Source organism: Streptomyces sp. NPDC058758, assembly GCF_042746075.1.
GTDB lineage: Bacteria > Actinomycetota > Actinomycetes > Streptomycetales > Streptomycetaceae > Streptomyces.
Genome location: NZ_JBHYPS010000036.1, coordinates 1 through 20,275 on the forward strand (window position 1 = coordinate 1; position 20,275 = coordinate 20,275).

The 20,275-nt window shown below is 72.6% G+C and carries 11 protein-coding genes; all 11 read right to left on the reverse strand.

All coding sequences use genetic code 11. The features are described 5' to 3' along the window. Positions 1–143 precede the first annotated feature (143 nt). The 11 genes from ACFW6A_RS30890 to mreC all read right to left on the reverse strand — a co-directional run bounded on the left by ACFW6A_RS30890 (position 144) and on the right by mreC (position 20,216). A complete protein-coding gene (locus ACFW6A_RS30890; protein WP_386644516.1) occupies positions 144–3,734 on the reverse strand; it encodes a LamG domain-containing protein in 3,591 nt (1,196 codons plus the stop codon). Next, the gene (locus ACFW6A_RS30895; protein WP_386644519.1) at positions 3,734–5,293 is read right to left on the reverse strand and encodes an integrin alpha; all 1,560 of its coding nucleotides are present in this window, start codon (positions 5,291–5,293) and stop codon (positions 3,734–3,736) included. Before ACFW6A_RS30895 ends, ACFW6A_RS30890 begins: the two co-directional genes overlap by 1 nt. Positions 5,294–5,689: 396 nt before the next feature. Then, positions 5,690–9,523: a ribonuclease E/G gene (locus tag ACFW6A_RS30900; RefSeq protein WP_386644522.1), complete on the reverse strand. Its 3,834-nt coding sequence runs from the start codon at positions 9,521–9,523 to the stop codon at positions 5,690–5,692. 232 nt (positions 9,524–9,755) lie between these two features. Beyond that, a complete protein-coding gene (locus tag ACFW6A_RS30905) occupies positions 9,756–10,547 on the reverse strand; it encodes a TIGR03936 family radical SAM-associated protein (protein ID WP_351843036.1) in 792 nt (263 codons plus the stop codon). A gap of 242 nt (positions 10,548–10,789) precedes the next feature. After that, the gene (locus tag ACFW6A_RS30910) at positions 10,790–11,425 is read right to left on the reverse strand and encodes a hypothetical protein (RefSeq protein WP_386644525.1); all 636 of its coding nucleotides are present in this window, start codon (positions 11,423–11,425) and stop codon (positions 10,790–10,792) included. A gap of 70 nt (positions 11,426–11,495) precedes the next feature. Further along, the gene (locus ACFW6A_RS30915; protein WP_351843032.1) at positions 11,496–13,424 is read right to left on the reverse strand and encodes a TIGR03960 family B12-binding radical SAM protein; all 1,929 of its coding nucleotides are present in this window, start codon (positions 13,422–13,424) and stop codon (positions 11,496–11,498) included. A 52-nt stretch (positions 13,425–13,476) separates the two neighbouring features. After that, positions 13,477–15,024: a CHAD domain-containing protein gene (locus ACFW6A_RS30920; protein ID WP_386644528.1), complete on the reverse strand. Its 1,548-nt coding sequence runs from the start codon at positions 15,022–15,024 to the stop codon at positions 13,477–13,479. A 43-nt stretch (positions 15,025–15,067) separates the two neighbouring features. Then, positions 15,068–16,267 (reverse strand): rod shape-determining protein RodA, encoded by a 1,200-nt coding sequence (gene rodA, locus ACFW6A_RS30925; RefSeq protein ID WP_351843028.1) that lies wholly within the window; start codon positions 16,265–16,267, stop codon positions 15,068–15,070. 4 nt (positions 16,268–16,271) lie between these two features. Next, on the reverse strand, positions 16,272–18,458 hold the full coding sequence (mrdA, locus tag ACFW6A_RS30930) for a penicillin-binding protein 2 (RefSeq protein ID WP_351843026.1): 2,187 nt from the start codon (positions 18,456–18,458) through the stop codon (positions 16,272–16,274). A 19-nt stretch (positions 18,459–18,477) separates the two neighbouring features. Next, positions 18,478–19,146, reverse strand: a complete 669-nt coding sequence (gene mreD / locus ACFW6A_RS30935) for a rod shape-determining protein MreD (RefSeq protein WP_351843024.1) — start codon at positions 19,144–19,146, stop codon at positions 18,478–18,480. After that, a complete protein-coding gene (mreC, locus tag ACFW6A_RS30940) occupies positions 19,143–20,216 on the reverse strand; it encodes a rod shape-determining protein MreC (RefSeq protein WP_351843022.1) in 1,074 nt (357 codons plus the stop codon). Before mreC ends, mreD begins: the two co-directional genes overlap by 4 nt. Positions 20,217–20,275: the final 59 nt, after the last annotated feature.

Genomic DNA, 20,275 nt, shown 5'->3' on the forward strand with positions numbered 1-20,275 from the left:
GTTTGGTATTTGTAACATCCGCCGTGATATGCCACTTCTTTCAACGCCCCTGGTTTCGGGCGGGGTGGTTGGGGGGGGGGGGGGGGGGGGGCCCGGGGGCCCCCCCCCCCCCCACCTCGTGGTTCCGTCGGTTCCGGGCCGGCCTAGCGGTCGGTCAGCTCTCCGGTGCCGGCGAGCTGCACGATGGCCGTCCGGTCGAGCGCGCCGCCGTAGGCGCGGACCTCGTCGATGGCCCCGGCGAAGTACTCCGCCGCGCCGAGCGACGAGCGGCCCACCTGGAGGCCACCGGTGGCGGCCCAGGTGGTGAGGTCGTCACCCGTGGCCTTGGCCGCGAGCTGACCGTTCACGTAGAGACGGATCTGTCCCGCGTAGGCGTCGTACACCACGGCCAGGTGCTGGCTGACCGTGTTGCTCGGCCGGACCTCGTCGTCGGTCCACGTGGTGACGGCGGCGCCGGCCGTGTCGGCCGTGCCGACGGCCAGCTGCCACCGCTTGGTCGCGGCCTGGTAGCGGACCTGGACCCGGTTGGTGTTCTTGCCGGGCAGCGAGAACACCGTCTGCGACACGGTGGGGTCGAGCGCGCTCAGCCGGACCCGGGCCGAGAGCGTGAAGCTCGACGCACCCGTCACGGGAGGGGTCGCGGTCGAGGCGTACTCGCCCGCCGCGTCCAGGACCAGGTGTCCGGTCCCCACCAGCGCGCTGTCGGCGAAGTCGTCGTTCGGGGGCACGACGTACAGGTCCGCGCCACCGGCGAGCGTCATCGGCTGGCCGCCTCCGAACTCCGCCACGGTCCCCGAGGTCTTGGCGTTCATCTGCCAGTAGCCCTTGCGGGCCGGGCGTGCCAGGGCGAGGCCGTCGATCTGCGCCGCCACGAGCGGCCGGCTGAAGACCCGGACCTCCGCGAGGTCTCCCTTGTAGTGGTCCTCGTAGCCCGACTTGGTGAGGTGGCGGCCGATCTGGAACGCCCCGAAGGACCTCCACGTGGTGCGGCGCACCGTCTCGCCGATGAGCGTCTTGTTCGCGTACAGCTGGAGCTTGCGGGTGGCGGGGTCGTAGACGGCGGTGAGCAGCACCCACTCGTCCACGACCGGGCCACCCGCGCCGCCGACGGCCTTCCATTCGCCGAGGCTCTCCACGTCGGTGGACGGGACGGAGAACTTCCAGTTCTTGGCGGCGGCGTCGTAGCCGAGGACGAAGCCCGGCTCGCCGGCGCCGTCCTGGCTGACGACCGTCATGTCACGGCTCAGGTCGGCGGGCCGGGCCCACAGGCTGACGCTGAATCCCTTGGACGTGTCGATCACCGAGTGGTCGGCGTCGACCCAGCTGTCCTCGGTTCCGTTGAAGCGCGCCGCGTAGTCGACGATGCCGCCCGGTCCGGAGACACCGAAGGTGACGCCGGGGCCGACCGCCCCCGTGTTGCCGCCCTGTTCGTCGGCGGCGACCTTGCTGGTCACGTCGTCCGCCAGGTTCCACTGCGCGGCCGTGGCGAGACCCGAGGACACGTAGAAGCTGTGCCGGTTGATGGCGCTGGGGTGCGCCGCCTTGTCGACCGCCTTCACGTCGACCCAGTGCGGTCCCGGACGCGTGGGGGTCCAGTTCACGGTGGCGGACCCGCCTCCGGTCGTGTTGGCCACGTCCTTGTAGGGCTCTCCGTCGAAGGAGTAGCTGTACTTGACCACGTCCGTGTCGGGGATGGAGTCGGTGGTGTTGGGCTTGAAGGCGAAGCTTCCGACCGCTCCCACACCGTCGTGGTAGATCGTGTCCTCCGGGTAGCGCGAGCTGGTCACCGTGGGCGCGCCCGGGAAGGTCTTGTCGTAGATGAACTCGCACTTGCCGCTCCACGGTCCCCAGCCGTCGCCGTCGTGGGCGACCACCGACCAGGAGACGACGGTGTTCTCGGGGATCGTCCCCTGGACCACGTGGGTGAACTGGGTCGTGGGAGTGGGCGCCTTGGTCGGCGTGTCGTAGGTGTAGGAGCGGAGCACGTTCGAACCGTCCCGCCACTCGACCTTGAAACGGACCTTGACCTGGTCGTTGTCGTCCTTGTCGTTGGCGTAGGCCTTGAGCGTCGGCAGCACGTCGGTGTACGGGCGGTCGGCGCCCGTGACGCAGGCGCCACCGGGGTTCGACGACATGGCGCCCGGCCCGATCAGGCCCGGCAGCGTGTTGTAGCTGATCGACAGGTAGGCGTTCCCGCAGACCCGCTTCCAGCCGCCGAACGTGGTCTCGTCCTGCGCGCGCAGACCGAGCACGATCGAGGACCAGCCCTCGGTGGCGGCGGTCCGGATGCTGTTGCTGAGCCCGCCGGTCGCCGCGGACTTGATGTTCAGGTTCGCCTGGGACTCACAGCTGGTGGGCTGGATCTTCTGGTCCAGGGTCTCCAGCGTGGTGAGGGTGACGTTCTGCGTGTTGTTCCAGTTGCTGCCCGCGTCGATCCGCGCGGTCTCGCCGGCGACCCGGTACAGCTGGACGGGTTCGGCCCGGGCGTCGGCCCAGTACACGTGCTGGACGCGCGCCGCGAAGTTCGCGCTCAGGATCTGCTTGTTCGCGTAGAAGGAGAGCGGGAACTGGAACATCACGCGGCGCACGCCGACGCCGTTGCACGACACGGGGTTGTAGTCGGTCGGGCACTTGCCGACGCCCGCGCTGCCGGCGTACTGCCACTCGCCGATGGTCGGCTTGCCGTTCATGACGGCGGTCCAGCCGGAGCGGTCGGTGGTCTTCTGGATGGGGTCGATGACGACCGGGAAGACCGTGGACTTCTCCCGCAGCATCTTCTGGTCGGGGACCAGCGTCATCCGGTCCTGCGCGAGCTCGATGCCGAGCGGAGCGGCCTTGCCCCCGCCGCCCGGCCCCTCCAGGGCGGGAGCCGGAGTCCCGGCGGCGGCCCGGGCGGCCGGTGCCTCACCGGACGCCGTCGGCCCCTGGGTGCGGGCGGCCGCCTCCTGCGAACCCGCGGAGTCCCACATGCTCGGGGCGCCGGACTCGAAGACCGTGCCGCCGACCGCGCTGTCCTCGGCGGTGAGCGCGCCGTTCGCGCCCTTCTTGTAGGTGAGCCCCTTGGTCTTGAGACCGAGGTCGAGCCTCGACAGGCGCGCGTCGGCGGCCGCCTCGGGGGTCTTCACGACCAGGAGGTGGGCGAAACCGTTCGCCTCGGCCCGGACCTTCAGGTCGACGCCGGGGAGCGCGTCGGGGTAGGTGGCGGAGTCGCCGTCGAGGACCGGGGCGGGGAGCTTGCCGTAGGGCCAGGTCAGTGACATCTCCCGGCTGCCGCTGCTCATGGTGACGAACGGCTTGCCCGCCTCGCCGCCCGAGAACGTCAGGCCCACGGTGACGGCCTTCGGTCCGACCGTGCCGTCCGGGCGCTTGACCAGCGTCCGGTCGACGTCGACCCACTTGCCGTTCTTCACCGTGTGGACGGGCTCGGTGTACTCCCGTGCCGTGTACGTGCCGTCCGGCGCCGCGAAGACCTCTCGCTGCTCGGTGCGCAGGCCGAGGACTTCGACCTGCTTGTCGTGGGCACGGGCCGAGGCCAGTGCCTGCGCTTCCGTCAGCGCCTCGGCCGGGGCGTCCTGAACGGCCCCGGACTGTGCCGGTCCGCTCGCTTCGGCTCCGGTTCCGGACGCGGGAAGGACGGTGGTGACCGCCAGGGCTCCGGTGAGGAGGGCGATCAGGGAGGCGCGGCGGAGCGGGGAACGCTCCGTACCGGCCCGTGTCGTGTGGTGTCGGCTCATCAGCGGGCCACCGCCCCGAAGGTGTTGTGCTCGGCGGGCAGGCCGTTCAGGCCGGGCTTGAAGGTCCGGCGCGGAGGGCCTGCGGCGGCGGTGTTGTCCCTGCGCTCCCATCCGAAGAGGTACACGGCACTGCCGTCCGGCGGCCCATAGGGAAGGCCGACATAGAGTCCGTCCTCGTTGGCGCTCAGGCTCAGACCCGCGTACAGGCGCTCGCCGGCGACGGCCGGGATCACGTTGTCCGGGGGCGGCAGCGGTGACGGGAAGCCACCGTCCGTCTCCTCGGGCTCGATGGGCATGCCCGGCTTCAGGAGGCGGTCGGTCGCGCCCGTGGGCTCGAACATCATGAAGGTGTGCACGGCGCCCCGGTCGGCGAAGCCGTCGCTGTCCTGGCCGGGGACACCGATCGCGAGGTAGGCCGGAGAGATGCCCTTCGGCCGGTAGGCGGCGAGGCGCTGTCCGAAGTAGTCGCCCGCCTCGACCTTGTCGTCGATGTTCGCGCCGTCCTGGTCGATCCAGGCGCTCTCCGTGAACGCGCCCGCGCTGTCGACCGAGAAGAGCTGGACGGAGCCGCCGTCCACGGTCGCGAGGTCCTCACCGGGGGTGCCGACCGCGAGGAGCATCTTGTGCCCCAGGGCGATGTTGCCCGTGGAGTCGACCGCCGCGACCGCCGTTCCGAAGCCGTCGCCGGTCTCACAGCCGCCGTTCACGTTCGGGCTGTCCTGGGTGATCGCGCTCAGCGCCTTGGGGATGTTGGAGGTGAGCGCGTGGTTGAAGAGCGTCACCGCTCCCGCCTGCTCGGCGGTCCCGGTGCCCTCGCCGGGGGAACCGACCGCGAAGTAGTCCGGTGTGGCGGTGATCGACTCGCCGAAGCGGTCGTACGCCTCCACGGCGTCCGGCACCGCTCCGGCCGTCGTGCTCTGGTCCTGGTTGACGACGCCGGCCGTGACCGTGGTGGAGCCGGAGAAGTACACCAGCGCGCCCGCGTCGATCCCCGTGCCGATGTCCTCGCCCGGCATGCTCGCGATGAGGAACGGCACGCCCGCCCGCGTCTTGCCGGCCTCCAGGGCATAGCCGAACCAGTCCTCCGCCTCGGCGGCGATCGCCGTCAGCAGGCCCGTCTGCTGGACGTACTCGACGGTCGCCTTCCCGGCGCCCAGCCCGGCGGTCGACCCGTAGACGACCACGACGCGGCCGGAGTCGACGCCCGTCGTGCCGACGTCCTCGTACGGCGAACCGATGGCCAGGTCGGCGCAGCCGTCGAGGTTGGCGTCGTAGACGGCCAGCGCGTGGCCGAAACGGTCGTCCTCCTCGGACGGACCCGCCTGGGCGGCCTCCTGCGTCAGGGTGAGCGCGCCCACCCCGGCTCCGTACACGACGTGCACGACCCCGGCCTTGGCGACTCCGTTGGCCGTGGCCTCGGGATCGGCGATGGCCGTGTCCCGTATGCCGTCGCCGTTGAAGTCCGAGTCGACTCCGGCGCAGGCCGTGGCGGCCGCGGCCGGCACGCCCAAGGGCTCCGGACCGGCCGACAAGGTGAAGGCGAGGACCGCGGCCGACACGGCCACGACCCCTCGGGCGGTGTTCCGCCCGGTCACGCCTCTTGGCGTGGAACTGGTCTTTCTTCTCACGTGAATGTGCTCATCTCCGTCATGTGACCATCGCTGCCGGACAGCGGTCGGCCCGCAGGATGCGACGGAAAACGAACAAGGCAGCACAGATCAGGCCTGGTGCTCTCACGCACGCAGGCCTCAGCCCCCCATTCCCCCGATGTCGGAATCCCCACCCACGACAACCGCCAAAGCAGCGGAGTCACTGTGCACTTCCTGTGAATGAGAAGCAATGGATCATGTCCGAAATTGATCATTCTCGCCCGAACAATGCCTTCGCGACATGACAAAGTCCCGCCCACACCGTGAGATCGGTGGGGGCGGGACTTCGGTGGACCAGCCGGAGCGTCAGTCCTGGGCCGGGGCCGCGGTCTTCTCGGCCGCCTTCTTGGCCGGGGCCTTCTTGGCGGTCGTCTTCTTCGCCGCCGTCTTCTTCGCGGCCGCCGTCTTCTTCGTGGCGGCCTTCTTGGCGGTGGCCTTCTTCGCGGTCTTCCGGGCGGTCTTCTTGGCCGCCGGGGCGGCCTCGGACTCCTCGGCGGCCGGCTCGGCGTCCGCCGCGGGCTCCTCGACCGGGGCGGCCGGGGCGGCCGCGGGGACCACGATCTCGGCGGCCTCGGCGCCGGCGGGGGCGCCGGCCGGGGCCGTGGCCTTGCGGACCACCCGGCGACGGGCACGCGGCGCGGCGGCCACGGGGGCCTCCTCGACGGCGGGCTCGGCGACGGGAGCGACGACCGGCTCGGGCGCGGCCTCCACGACCGGCTCCGGCGCCGGTACGGCCTCCGGCTCCGGTGCGGCGACGACGACCTCGGCCTCGGCGGCCTGCTCACCGGTCGCGACGACCGGGGAGGTCGCGCGACGGGTGGCACGACGGCGGGCACGCGGCGCGGGGGCCACGGGGGCCTCCTCGACGACGGGCTCGGCCACCGGCTCGGGCGCGGCCTCCACGACCGGCTCCGGCTCCGCGATCGGGGTCGGCGCCGGGGCGGCGGCCGGGGTCACCGGCGCGGTCGCCCTGCGGGTCGCGCGGCGGCGGCCGCGGCCGCGGGTCGCGGCGGCCTCGGCCTCGGCGACGGAGCCGTACAGCTCCTCGTCCGGGGCGATCGGCACCGGCACGGCCACCGGGGCGGCCAGCTCGGCCGCGACCTCGGCCTCGGTCTCCACCGCGGTCTCGGCCTCGTGCGTCTCCGGGGCGTGGGCGTGCTCGTGCACGTGCTCGTCGCCGCCGCGGCCGCGCTTCTTCGCGCGCTTGCCGCCGCCACCACCACCGTGGGTGGCCGGCTGCTCCATGTGGACGATGACGCCGCGGCCGTTGCAGTGCACGCAGGTCTCGGAGAAGGACTCCAGGAGGCCCTGGCCGACCCGCTTGCGGGTCATCTGCACCAGGCCGAGCGAGGTGACCTCGGCCACCTGGTGCTTGGTCCGGTCGCGGCCCAGGCACTCCAGGAGGCGGCGGAGCACCAGGTCGCGGTTGGACTCCAGGACCATGTCGATGAAGTCGATGACGACGATGCCGCCGAGGTCGCGCAGGCGCAGCTGGCGCACGATCTCCTCGGCCGCCTCCAGGTTGTTCCTGGTGACGGTCTCCTCCAGGTTGCCGCCCTGGCCGGTGAACTTGCCGGTGTTGACGTCGACGACGATCATCGCCTCGGTCTTGTCGATCACCAGCGAGCCGCCGGACGGCAGCCAGACCTTCCGGTCGAGCGCCTTCATCAGCTGCTCGTCGATCCGGTAGGTGGCGAAGACGTCGACCTCGCTGGTCCACCGCGTGAGGCGGTCGGCCAGGTCGGGCGCGACGTGCGAGACGTAGCCGTGGATGGTGTCCCAGGCGTCGTCACCGCTCACGATGACCTTGGAGAAGTCCTCGTTGAAGATGTCGCGGACGACCCGGACGGTCATGTCCGGCTCGCCGTAGAGCAGGCTCGGCGCGGACGTCGAGATCTGGCTCGCCTTCTTCTGGATGTCGGCCCACTGCGCCTGGAGGCGCTCGACGTCGCGGCGCAGCTCGTCCTCGCTCGCGCCCTCGGCGGCGGTGCGCACGATGACGCCCGCGTCCTCGGGGACGATCTTCTTGAGGATGGTCTTCAGCCGGGCGCGCTCGGTGTCCGGGAGCTTGCGGCTGATGCCGGTCATCGAGCCCTCGGGGACGTACACGAGGTAACGGCCCGGGAGGGAGACCTGGCTGGTGAGGCGGGCACCCTTGTGGCCGATCGGGTCCTTGGTGACCTGCACCAGGACCGACTGGCCGGACTTGAGGGCGGACTCGATGCGGCGCGGGCCGTGGCCCATGCCGAGCGCCTCGAAGTTGACCTCGCCGGCGTACAGGACGGCGTTGCGGCCCTTGCCGATGTCGACGAAGGCGGCCTCCATCGACGGCAGCACGTTCTGGACCTTGCCCAGGTAGACGTTGCCGACGTACGAGGTGGCCTGCTCCTTGTTGACGTAGTGCTCGACGAGCACGTTGTCTTCCAGGACGCCGATCTGGGTGCGCTCGCCGTTCTGGCGGACGACCATGACGCGCTCGACGGCCTCGCGGCGGGCGAGGAACTCGGCCTCGGTGATGATCGGGACGCGGCGGCGGCCCTGCTCGCGGCCCTCGCGGCGGCGCTGCTTCTTGGCCTCCAGACGGGTGGAGCCCTTGATGGACTGCACCTCGTCCGCGCCGGTGCCGGCTTCGGCCTTCTCGCGGGCCGGGCGGGGCTCGCGGACCTTGACGACCGTGCGGACGCCGTCCTCGTCGGCCGTGTCGCCCTCGCCGGCGGCGTCACCGCTGCGGCGGCGACGGCGGCGACGGCGGCGGGAGCTGCTGCTGCCGGACAGGCCGGAGTCCTCGGCGTCCTCGGACTCCTCCGCCTCCGTCTCCTCCTCGGCGTCCTCGGCGTGGAACTCGTCGGTCTCCTCGGACTCCTCCGCCTCGGCGGACTCGCCCCGGCGGCGGCGACGGCCGCCCCGGCGACGGCGACGGGAGGGACGGTCGCCGTACTCGTCGGCGTCCTCCGCCTCCTCGGTCTCCTCCTCGGCCTCGTCGGCGACGTGCTCGACCTCGGGCTCGTCGGCGACGGTCGACGGGACGGGCTCGACGGCGACGGGCTCGCCGCGGCGGCGGCGACGGCGGCGCGAACCGGTCTCGGCGGGCTCGACGGCCTCGACCGTCCCGGCGACGGTCTCCTCCGTCTCCTCGGTCTCCTCCTCCTCGGCCTCGGCAGCGGCGGCGGCGGCGAACGCGGCGGTCTCCGGCGTCTGGAACATCGGCTCGGCGAAGACCGGGGCCTGGAAGACGGCGACGGCCGGGCGCTCGACGCGCCGACGGCGCGGGGCGTCCTCGGCGGCGGGGGGCTCGGAGGTGAACTGCGGGGTGCTGACGCGGCGGCGGCCGCGGCCACGGGTGGCGGCGGTCTCGGCGGCGGCGACCTCGGCACCGTGCGAGGCGATGGCCTCGACGGTGTCCTCGGGCAGGGCCTCGCCGGCGGCCGGGGCGGCGAGCTCGGCCGCGGCGTCCGGGGCTGCCTCGGGGGCGGTGACCGGCGCGGTGGCCTTGCGGGTGGCACGGCGGCGGGTCCGGGCCGGAGCGGCCTCGACGGCCGGCTCCTCGGCCACGGCGGCGGGCTCCTCGGCGACCGGCTCGGCGGGGGCCTCGGCCTCCGCGGCCGGCGCCGGGGAGGTGACCGGAGCGCTGGCCCGGCGGGTGGCGCGGCGGCGCGGGCGCGCCGGGGCGGCCTCGGGCTCGGCCTGCTCCTCGGCGGCGGGGGCCGGGGCGGCCTCCACGGCCTCCACGTCCTCGGCGGCGGCCGGGGCGGTGACCGGCGCGGTGGCCTTGCGGGTGGCACGGCGGCGGGTGCGGGCCGGAGCGGCCTCGGCGACCGGCTCGGCCGGCTCCTCGGTCACGGCGGCGGGCTCCTCGGCGACCGGCTCGGCAGGGGCCTCGGCCTCCGCGGCCGGCGCCGGGGCGGCCGTCTTGCGGGTCGCACGGCGGCGGGTACGGGCCGGGGCGGCCTCCGGCTCGGCGGCCGGGGTCTCAGCGGCCGGCGCCGGGGCGGTCTCGACGACCTCGGTGGCCTCGGCGGTCTCGCCGGCGGCCGTCACCGGCGGACCGGCGGGCCGGGAAGCGGCGCGGCGCCTGCGGCGCGGCGGCAGCTTGTCACCGGGGGCGTTGCTGTCGTTGTTGTCGTTGGTCTCTTCGAGCATGCGGGCGGTTCTCCCGTCACGCTCCCGGGCGCCGCGTCGGATTCCGGTGGGCGGCACGGACGCGCGTCGAGCGCGGTGCCGCCGTCCGGGGCGCGGGCGCCGCACGGGAGCTGAATGTCTGGCTCGCCGGTTCCGCACGCCCGATGCGTACGGCCTGGCGAAAGTCTTCTGGTCTGTGCGCCGCCCGACCCAGGTGGCTCCCGAGTGCCAGGGCTGCGCTCGACTCCGTCCCCTACGCGGGGCCTGCCTCCGGCGCCGCCGCCGGAGCGGTCGCGGCGGCCGTGGAAGGGGCGGCCGTGACTGCCTCGCGGTCGGGCGCGAGCGGGTCGGTCACCGCGCCGGACTCCTCGTCGAAGAGCCCCTGCGCCAGCCTGGTCACCGCTGCGGGGACCGGCGGCGCCAGGTCGGCCACGGCGCGGAGACCGGACAGGACGTCGTCGGGTCGCACGGCAGGTGTCACGTGCCGAACAACCAGCCGCAGTATCGCACAGGCGTCGCCCGCGGGCCCATCACCCCGGGGATCGCCCTGGGGACGGTCCGCGACGAGCTCGGCGACGGCGGAGCGGGTGTCGAAGGTGCGGACGCCGTTCTTGGTCGTGCGCTGCACCTCGACGGTCTCGGCCGCGAGGAAGGCCTCGACGGCCTTGCGGGCGTCTTCGAGGGGGACGCCGTCGAGCCGGAGCTCCCACACGGAGGCGGTGAGCCGGTCGGCGAGGCCGGAGGTGCGGGCCTCCACGGCGTCGGTGATGTCGAGGCCGGCCGGGAGGGACTCGTCGAGCAGGGCCCGCAGGGTCTCCGGGTCGCGGCGCTCGGTGAGGGCGATCTCCAGGAACTCGGCCTCGGAGCCGGTACCCGTGGGGGCGGCGTTGGCGTACGACACCTTCGGGTGCGGGGTGAAGCCGGCCGAGTACGCCATGGGCACCTCGGCGCGGCGCAGGGCGCGCTCGAAGGCGCGCTGGAAGTCGCGGTGGCTGGTGAACCGGAGGCGGCCGCGCTTGGTGTAGCGCAGACGGATGCGCTGCACCGCCGGTGCGGGCGGCGGGCCTTCGGGCTGTCGCTTGCCCAGTGGTTCTTCTCCTCGGTGCGGGGCGGGCGCGGGTGGCGCTCCGCCCGGAAGTCTGGGGACGTCCCGTGGGCTCCCGCCCGGATCACCCCCGCCCGAAGCGGGGAGATCTCGGGGGCGGGCGCCGCGCCGGGTACGTTCGTTGTACTACCCAGAGTACGCGCCCGGGCCACCTCGGGTTCCCCGCCGGGCCCCGCGGTGCGTCAGCGGGGGCCGCCGAAGAGCGCCGTGCGGACCTCGCGGGCGGCGGCGCGCACGGCCCGGGCGGCGGCGGCGGCCGGCTCCCACGCGTACCGGCGCAGCCGGCGGCCGACGGGGGCGAGGACTGCCCGGTACGCCCAGGCGAGCGGCCGTCCGATCGCGTTCCACAGCACCCGGCGCAGCGCGCGGCCGACGGCCCGCGAGATCTCCCCGGCGATCCGCCAGGCCCGGGCGAGGGCGGCGCCGACGACCCGGAGGACGGGGCCGAGCACGTACCGCCACAGCCACCGCAGCGGGGTCAGGAGCAGCAGGTCGGCCACCCGCCACAGGGCCTTGCCGACCGGGACGAGCACCCACTCCCACAGCCACCGCAGCGGGGTGACGAGCAGCAGGTCGACCACCCGCCACAGGGCCTTGAGGACCGGCAGGAGCACCCACTCCCACAGCCACCGCAAGGGGATGACGAGGAGGAGGTGGATCAGCCGTCCGAGGGCGCGGCCGACGGGGGCGAGGACCCGTCGCCAGAGCTGCCGGCCGCCCCAGACGAGGGCGTCCCAGAGCAGCCGGAAGGGCAGGACGACCACGAGGGCGACGGCGCGGGCCACTCCCGTGAGGCAGCCCGGGTTTTCCGTGTTCATGCCCGGAACGACGACGACGGCCCGGCGAGGGGTTTCCCCTTCGCCGGGCCGTCACCAAGGCGTTACCGGGCTACTTCACCACGGTCAGCGGCAGCAGCTTCTTGCCGGTGGGGCCGATCTGGATGTGGGTGTCCATCTGCGGGCAGACGCCGCAGTCGAAGCACGGGGTCCAGCGGCAGTCCTCGACCTCGGTCTCGTCGAGGGCGTCCTGCCAGTCCTCCCAGAGCCAGTCCTTGTCGAGGCCGGAGTCCAGGTGGTCCCAGGGCAGGACCTCCTCGTAGGAGCGCTCGCGGGTGGTGTACCAGGCGACGTCCACGCCGTACTCGGGCAGGGTCTTCTCCGCGCACTCCATCCAGCGGTCGTAACTGAAGTGCTCGCGCCAGCCGTCGAAGCGGCCGCCGTCCTCGTAGACCGCGCGGATGACGGCGCCGATGCGGCGGTCGCCGCGGGAGAGCAGGCCCTCGACGATGCCGGGCTTGCCGTCGTGGTAGCGGAAGCCGATCGAGCGGCCGTACTTCTTGTCGCCGCGGATCTTGTCCCGGAGCTTGAGCAGGCGGGCGTCCGTCTCCTCGGCCGACAGCTGCGGGGCCCACTGGAAGGGGGTGTGCGGCTTGGGCACGAAGCCGCCGATGGAGACGGTGCAGCGGATGTCGTTCTGCCCGGAGACCTTGCGGCCCTCGGCGATCACGTTCATCGCCATGTCGGCGATCTGGAGGACGTCCTCGTCGGTCTCCGTCGGCAGGCCGCACATGAAGTACAGCTTCACCTGGCGCCAGCCGTTGCCGTAGGCGGTGGAGACGGTCCGGATCAGGTCCTCCTCCGAGACCATCTTGTTGATGACCTTGCGCATGCGCTCGGAGCCGCCCTCGGGGGCGAAGGTGAGGCCCGAGCGGCGGCCGTTGCGGGTCAGCTCGTTGGCCAGGTCGACGTTGAAGGCGTCGACGCGGGTCGAGGGGAGGGACAGGCCCACCTTGTCCTCGGTGTACCGGTCGGCGAGGCCCTTGGCGATGTCGCCGATCTCGGAGTGGTCCGCGGAGGAGAGGGAGAGGAGGCCGACCTCCTCGAAGCCCGTGGCCTTGAGGCCGCGGTCCACCATCTCGCCGATGCCGGTGATGCTTCGCTCCCGCACGGGGCGCGTGATCATGCCGGCCTGGCAGAAGCGGCAGCCGCGGGTGCAGCCGCGGAAGATCTCGACGGACATGCGCTCGTGGACGGTCTCCGCGAGCGGCACGAGGGGCTGCTTGGGGTACGGCCACTCGTCGAGGTCCATGACGGTGTGCTTGGACACGCGCCACGGCACGCCCGAGCGGTTGGGGACGACGCGGCCGATGCGGCCGTCCGGCAGGTACTCGACGTCGTAGAACGCCGGGATGTAGACGCTGCCGGTCTTGGCGAGGCGGAGGAGGACCTCCTCGCGGCCGCCGGGACGCCCCTCGGCCTTCCAGGCCCGGATGATCTCGGTCATGTCGAGGACGGCCTGCTCGCCGTCGCCGATGATCGCCGCGTCGATGAAGTCCGCGATCGGCTCGGGGTTGAAGGCGGCGTGGCCTCCGGCGAGCACGATGGGGTGGTCGACGGTGCGGTCCTTCGACTCCAGCGGGATGCCCGCCAGGTCGAGGGCGGTGAGCATGTTGGTGTAGCCCAGCTCGGTGGAGAAGGACAGGCCGAACACGTCGAACGCGCCGACCGGGCGGTGGCTGTCGACCGTGAACTGCGGCACCTCGTGCTCGCGCATCAGCTTCTCGAGGTCCGGCCACACGCTGTAGGTGCGCTCGGCGAGGACGCCCTCGCGCTCGTTCAGCACCTCGTAGAGGATCATGACGCCCTGGTTGGGCAGGCCGACCTCGTACGCGTCCGGGTACATCAGCGCCCAGCGGACGTCGGCGGACTCCCACGGCTTGACCGTGGAGTTCAGCTCTCCACCGACGTACTGAATCGGCTTCTGCACGTGCGGGAGCAGAGCTTCGAGCTGCGGGAAGACAGACTCGGCAGCAGACATCTCGAACCTTCGTGAGCTGGCAGGGGGGCGACTCTCAAGCGTACCCCGGTGCTCAGCGGCTCAGCGCCGCCCGGATTCCCGGGGCCTCGGCCCGCTTCCACACCTCCGGCAGCTCGCGCTCGGCCGCCGCGGCCGCCGCCTCCTGACGGGCGTGGAGAACGCCCCAGGTGAAGGAGGGTTCGCCGGCGTTCTCGGCCTCGGTGGCGAGGTCCCGCAGGGCGCCGCGGGCGACGACGGCGTCCTGGTGGTCGCCGAGGAGGCTCTGGACGGCCTTCACCCTCTTGGAGAACCGTTTCGCGGGCTTGCCGAGGGTCGGGACGGCGGCGTCGGCGGCGTACCGGGCCCGCTTGGCGGCCTTGCGGGCCTCGTGGAGGGCGACGTCCCGGTCGTGGCCGGGGGCGAGGTCGAGGGCGGGACGGATCCGGTCGGCGAGCCGGCCGTGGTCGCGCCGGATCGCCTTCGGCAGCGCCTTCGCGGCCTTCTTACGTGCTCCGGGGCGCAGCGGCGGGTCGGCGAGCAGGCCGTCGAGGGCGTCGAGGAGCGCGAGGTGGCGGGGCGAGTCGAGGGCGTCGAGGGCGCGGCGGCGGGCCTCGCGGGAGCGGGCGTTGTCCCAGGTGCGGAGCCGGCCGCGGGCGGGGCCGTGGCGCAGTTCGCGGGGCAGCGCGCCGAGCGCGTCGCTCAGCCGGGCCTCCAGGACCTCCTGGTCCCGGGCGTGACCGAGTTCACCGGCGAGCCACTTCAGCTCGGCGCCGACCGGGTCGGTGACGTCCCGGTCGAGGACCTTGCGGTAGGTCTTGAAGGCGCTGCGCAGGCGGCGGCAGGCGACCCGCATCCGGTGGACGGCGTCGGGCAGGTCGCGGCGGACGGCGGGGTCGAACCGGACGAGGGCGTCGACCTGCTCCCGGGCGTACGCGAGGACGGCGGCGCCCGCCGAGCCGTCGGCGTCCGACTCCTTCGGGGCCGGCGGCTCCAGGCCGGTCCCGTGGAGGGCGCGGGCGAGTTTGGAGGGGGCGTCGGAGGGGTGGATGCCGGCCTTCCTGAGCCGCTTCTCGACGGCGTCGAGGACGGCGGGGTCGGCGCCGTCGGCGAGCTCGACCTCGATCTCGGTCCAGGCGGCGGCCGCGCCGGAGCCGTCCGGTGCCGCCGGTGCGCCGGGCGCGTCCAGGAGGCGGTCGGCGTGGACGGTGTCGACGGAGAGTTCGGCCAGGATCGTGCCGTCCTCGCCCCTCAGGTGCTTCACGTCGCGCGAGGAGCGGAGGCGGACGACGGGGACGACCTCGTCGTGCCGGACGCGGGACCGCAGGAGCCCCGCCAGGGAGTGCGGGAGCGTGTCCGAGAGCGGGGCGCCGATCTCGTCGCGGACGCCCGCGGCGACCGGGAACTTGAGGTGCCAGCCCTCGTCCCGGCCGCCGGTGCGGCGCCGGAGCGTGAGGGAGTCGGCCGCGAGCCGCAGCCCGGGCGTGTCGTAGTAGACCGCGTCCAGCTCGGTGACGCCCTCGTCCGTCACGGACGCGACGCCGTCCGCTCGGGTGAGGTCCGGCAGCCGGGTCTCCGCGGTGGCTTCGTACTTCCGCTCGATCTCGCGCTTGGTCTCCACCATGCTTCGAATCTAACCGCCGGGCGGCCCGGCATGCCTCGGCGCGTCAGGCCGTCATCGGCCGCTGCACCCGGATCGACTGGAGCAGTCCGATCGCGACCCAGACGGCGAACATCGAGGAACCGCCGTAGGAGACGAAGGGCAGCGGGAGGCCGGCGACCGGCATGATGCCGAGCGTCATGCCGATGTTCTCGAAGGACTGGAAGGCGAACCAGGCGATGATGCCGGCGGCGACGATCGTGCCGTACAGCTCGGTCGTCTCGCGGGCGATCCGGCAGGCGCGCCAGAGGATGACGCCGAGCAGGAAGAGGATGAAGCCGGCGCCGAGGAAGCCCAGCTCCTCCCCCGCCACGGTGAAGACGAAGTCGGTCTGCTGCTCGGGGACGAACTGGCCGGTGGTCTGCGAGCCCTTGAAGAGGCCGGAGCCGAGGAGGCCGCCGGAACCGATCGCGATGCGGGCCTGGTTGGTGTTGTAGCCGACGCCGGCCGGGTCGAGGTCGGGGTTGGCGAAGGCCGCGAAGCGGTTGATCTGGTACTCGTCGAGCATGCCGAGGGCGGTGACGAGGACCGCGCCGCCGATGCCCGCGCCGATCAGGCCGAGGACCCAGCGGTTGGAGGCGCCGGAGGCGAGCAGGACGCCGAGCACGATCACGATCATCACCATGACCGAGCCGAGGTCGGGCATGAGCATCACGATGCCCATCGGGAGGGCGGCGAGCACCAGGGCCTTGGCGACGGTGCCGTGGTCCGGGTGGAGCTGGTCGCCCGCGTCCACCTTCGACGCCAGCAGCATCGCCATCACCAGGATGATGGTGATCTTCACGAACTCGCTGGGCTGGAGCGAGAAGCCGCCGCCGACCACGATCCACGCGTGGGCGCCGTTGATGGTGGCGCCGAGCGGGGTGAGGACGGCGAGGATCAGCACGATCGACAGGCCGTAGAGGAACGGCACCGCACCGCGCAGGGTGCGGTGGCCGAGCCAGATCGTGCCGATCATCAGCGCCACGCCGATGCCGGTGTTGAGCACGTGCCGGAAGAGGAAGTAGTACGGGTCGCCCTGGTTCAGCTCGGTGCGGCCGCGGGTGGCCGACCACACCAGGAGCGAGCCGAGGAAGGAGAGGGCGAGCGCCGAGAGCAGGATCGGCCAGTCGAGCCGGCGGAGCACCGAGTCGCGGGCGGTGAGCCTGGCGAGGGTGCCGCGCTCGGGCGCGTACCGGGAGACGGAGAAACCGTGCGGTGCGGACATCGGTTCAGTCCCTCCGTGCCGAGGTGGCCGGCGGTCCGGCGAGGGCGGCCGTGCCGTCCTTGGCGGGGTCGACCTTCTGTGCCTCGGGGTCGTACGGCTTGATCTTCGGGGCGTCGATGGAGCCGTCGGCGTCGATCTTCGGCAGGGCGGCCTGCGGCGTGGGCAGCAGGGCCCGCTTGAGGTCCTGGTTGCCGGCGTCGTCGAGGCCGTAGAGGGCGTCGTAGATGTTGCGCACGGCGGGGCCCGACGCTCCGGAGCCCGTACCGCCCTGGGCGATCGTCATGACGATCGAGTAGTCCTTGGTGTACGTGGCGAACCAGGAGGTCGTCTGCTTGCCGTAGACCTCGGCGGTACCCGTCTTGGCGTGCATCGGGATCTTGTCCTGCGGCCAGCCGCCGAACCGCCAGGCGGCCGTGCCGCGGGTGGCGACACCCGCGAGGGCCTCCTCTATCAAGTCCTGCGTCTTGGCGTCCATGGGCAGCTTGCCGTGGGACTTGGGCTTGATCTCGGTGACCTTCTTGCCGTCGGGGCTGACGATCGCCTTGCCGACGGTCGGGTTCCACAGCGTGCCGCCGTTGGCGATGGCGGCGTAGATGGTGGCCATCTGGATGGGGGTGACGAGGGTGTCGCCCTGGCCGATGGAGTAGTTGACCGAGTCACCGGCGCGCATCAGGTTGCCTTCGAGGCAGTTCTCGTAGGAGAGCTGCTCGACGTAGCTGCCGCCGCGCTTGCCGATCTTGCACCAGTAGTCCTTGTTGGCCTCCCAGAAGCTCTGCTTCCACTTCCGGTCGGGGACGCGGCCGGTGACCTCGTTGGGCAGGTCGATGCCGGTGACGGCGCCGAGGCCGAACTGGTGGGCCGTCTTGTAGAACCAGTCCTTGGCGTCGGGCTTGGGCTTCATGCCGCCGTCCTTCTGCCACTGCTGGTGGGCCAGCGCGTAGTAGACGGTGTCGCAGGAGACCTCCAGGGCCCCGCCCAGCGTGATGTTGCCGTGGCCCTGGGACTCGAAGTTCTTGAAGACCTGGTTGCCGATGGAGTACGAGGACGGGCACGGGTAGCGGCCGTTGAAGTCGTATCCGGCGTTGACCGCGGCCGTGGTCGGGATGACCTTGAAGATGGAGCCGGGGGCGGCCTGGCCCTGGATGGCGCGGTTGAGCAGCGGGAAGTTGGAGTTCTTGCCGGTGAGGGCCGCGTAGTCCTTGGCGGAGATGCCGCCGACCCAGGCGTTGGGGTCGTAGTCGGGCTGCGAGGCCATGGCGACGATCCGGCCGGTCTTCGTCTCCATGACGACGACGGCGCCGGCGTCGGCCTTGTAGTTCTCGCTGGTGTTCTTGTCGTACGTCTTCCGGGCCTCCAGCATCGCGTTGTACAGCTCCCACTCGGCGACCGCCTGCACGCGGGCGTCGATGGAGGTGACGACGTTCGAGCCGGGGACGGCGGGGTCGGACTTGGCCTGGCCGATGACGCGGCCGAGGTTGTCGACCTCGTAGCGGGTGACGCCGGCCTTGCCGCGCAGCTCCTTGTCGTAGGTGCGCTCCAGGCCGGAGCGGCCGACCTGGTCGGAGCGGAGGAACGGCGAGTCGGTGTCCTTGGCCTTCTCGATCTCCTCGTCGGTGACCGGCGAGAGGTAGCCGAGGACCTGCGAGGTGCGGGACTTGCCGGGGGCCGGGTAGCGGCGGACGGCGGTCGGCTCGGCGGTGATGCCGGGGAAGTCCTCGGCGCGCTCGCGGATCTGGAGGGCCTGCTGGGTGGTGGCCTCGTCGGTGACCGGGATCGGCTGGTAGGGCGAGCCGTTCCAGCAGGGCTTGGGCGTCTTGGAGTCGCAGAGCCTGATCTTGTTGATGACGTCCTCGGGCTTCATGTCGAGGACGCCGGCGAGCCGGGTGAGGACGGCCTTGCCGTCGTCCTTCATCTTCATCAGCTCGGTGCGCGAGGCGGAGACCACGAGGCGGGTCTCGTTGTCGGCGAGCGGGACGCCCCGGGCGTCGAGGATGGAGCCGCGGACGGCGGGCTGGACGACCTGCTGGACGTGGTTGTTCTTCGCCTCGTCGGTGTACTCCTTGCCGTTGCGGATCTGGAGGTACCAGAGCCGGCCCCCCAGGGTGAGCAGCAGCGAGAAGACGAGGATCTGGATGACGACGAGCCTGGTCTGGACCCGGGGGGTCCTCCCGGTCTCGGGGATGTTGGTCATGCTGCCGGTGCCCCCTCGGTCACAGTCGCTTGACTCCCTTGATGCGTCCGGCGCGCGTCGCGCGGCTGCGGGCGGACTTGACGCGCAGTCCGCCGCGCTGGGTGCCGATCCTCAGGCCGGTGCCGGAGGAGAGCCAGCCGGAGGAGACGTCGGCGCCGCCGGTGCCGGTGGCGTCGGCGACCGGGTCGTTCTCCGCGCGGCGGGCCAGCGCCATGACGAGCGGCACCGTGAAGGGCGCCAGCAGCAGGTCGTAGACCACGGCGGTGAAGAGCAGGGAGGTGAGGCCGACGTGGCGGGCGGCGGTGTCGCCGACGAGGGCGCCGACGCCCGCGTAGAGCAGGGTGGAACCGACGGCCGCGCCGACGACGGCGGCCATCGGGCCGACGGCGGAGGTGAAGCGGCCGTTCTCGGGCCGGACCAGGCCGACGAGGTAGCCGACGACGCAGAGCACGAGGGCGTAGCGGCCGGCGGCGTGGTCGGCGGGCGGGGCCAGGTCGGCGAGGAGGCCGGCGGAGAAGCCGACGAGCGAGCCGGTGACCGGTCCGTGGACGAGGGCGAGGGCGACGACGGTGAGGAGGACGAGGTCGGGGACGGCGCCGGGGAGCTGGAGCCGGGCGAGGACGGAGACCTGGACGACGAGCGCGACGACGATCAGGGTCGCGGAGAGGAGGATGCGGTTGAACTTCACGGTGTCGCGTCCCCCTGGTCGTCCGGGTTCTGTGCCGGGGCCTGGTCCTGTGCCTGGTCCTGTGCCTGGTCCTGGTTCTGCGCGGGCTTCTGCGCCCGGCCCTGGGGCTGCTGCTCCTGGAGCGGCCGGTCGGCCTTCTCCCCCTGCGGCTGCTCGCCGTCGGCGGGCGGCTTCGCGGTGACCGTGACCGTGACGGTCGGCGCGGGCTTCGGCTTCTGCGGGAGCACCGCGTCGCGCGGGTCGGAGCGGGGGGCCTGGACGACGACGCCGACGATGTCGAGCTTGGTGAAGCCGACGTACGGGCGGACGTAGACGTTGCGGGTCAGGCCGCCGCCCGAGGGGTCGACGCGGACGACCTCGCCGACCGGGACGCCGGGCACGAAGGGCTTGTCGGCGCGCGAGCCGAAGGTGACGAGGCGGTCGCCCGCCTTCACCTTGGCCTTGCCGTTGAGCAGCTGGACGAGCAGCGGCCGGTCGCCCTGACCGGTGGCGAAGCCGAGTTCGTCGGTCTTCTCCATGCGGGTGCCGACGGTGAAGTCGGGGTCGTTGGCGAGGAGGACCGTGGAGGTCGACGGGCCGACGGTGGTGACCCGGCCGACGAGTCCGGCGCCGTTGAGGACGGTCATGTCGCGCTGGATGCCGTCGCGGGCGCCGACGTCGATGGTGACCGTCCAGGAGAAGCCCTGGGCCGCTCCTATGGCGATGACCTGGGCGCCCTTGATGCCGTACTGGCCGGCGCCGGCGGTCTTGAGCATGGAGTCGAGTGCGCGCAGCCGGTTGCGGTTGCGGTCGTCGCTGCCGAGCTCCGCCTTCAGCTCGGCGTTCTCCTTCTCCAGGGCGGCGATCCGGGTGTGCCGTTCGCCGGAGTCGCGGACGGCGCCTATGGCGTTGCCGATGGGGTCGACCGCCGCCGCGACTCCGTTCTCGACCGGGCCGAAGACGGCGGCGGCGGCCTGCCGGGCGCCGTCGACCGGCGACTCCTGGCCGCCGCGGATGTCCACCGTGATCAGCGCGAACGCGACGGCGACCAGCAGCACCAGGAGCAGCCGGCTCTCTCGTGTGTCCCTCACGTGCGGCGGCCGTGCCCTTCCTCGTGGTTCGTTGTGCAGGTGTTCGTACCGTACGGGCT

What these genes read in the sequence shown, in the direction of transcription:
- ACFW6A_RS30890 (WP_386644516.1), bottom strand. Translation starts at nt 3,734, where the DNA reads ATGAGCCGACACCACACGACACGGGCCGGTACGGAGCGTTCCCCGCTC.
- ACFW6A_RS30900 (WP_386644522.1), bottom strand. Translation starts at nt 9,523, where the DNA reads ATGCTCGAAGAGACCAACGACAACAACGACAGCAACGCCCCCGGTGAC.
- ACFW6A_RS30910 (WP_386644525.1), bottom strand. Translation starts at nt 11,425, where the DNA reads ATGAACACGGAAAACCCGGGCTGCCTCACGGGAGTGGCCCGCGCCGTC.
- ACFW6A_RS30915 (WP_351843032.1), bottom strand. Translation starts at nt 13,424, where the DNA reads ATGTCTGCTGCCGAGTCTGTCTTCCCGCAGCTCGAAGCTCTGCTCCCG.
- ACFW6A_RS30920 (WP_386644528.1), bottom strand. Translation starts at nt 15,024, where the DNA reads ATGGTGGAGACCAAGCGCGAGATCGAGCGGAAGTACGAAGCCACCGCG.
- rodA (WP_351843028.1), bottom strand. Translation starts at nt 16,267, where the DNA reads ATGTCCGCACCGCACGGTTTCTCCGTCTCCCGGTACGCGCCCGAGCGC.
- mrdA (WP_351843026.1), bottom strand. Translation starts at nt 18,458, where the DNA reads ATGACCAACATCCCCGAGACCGGGAGGACCCCCCGGGTCCAGACCAGG.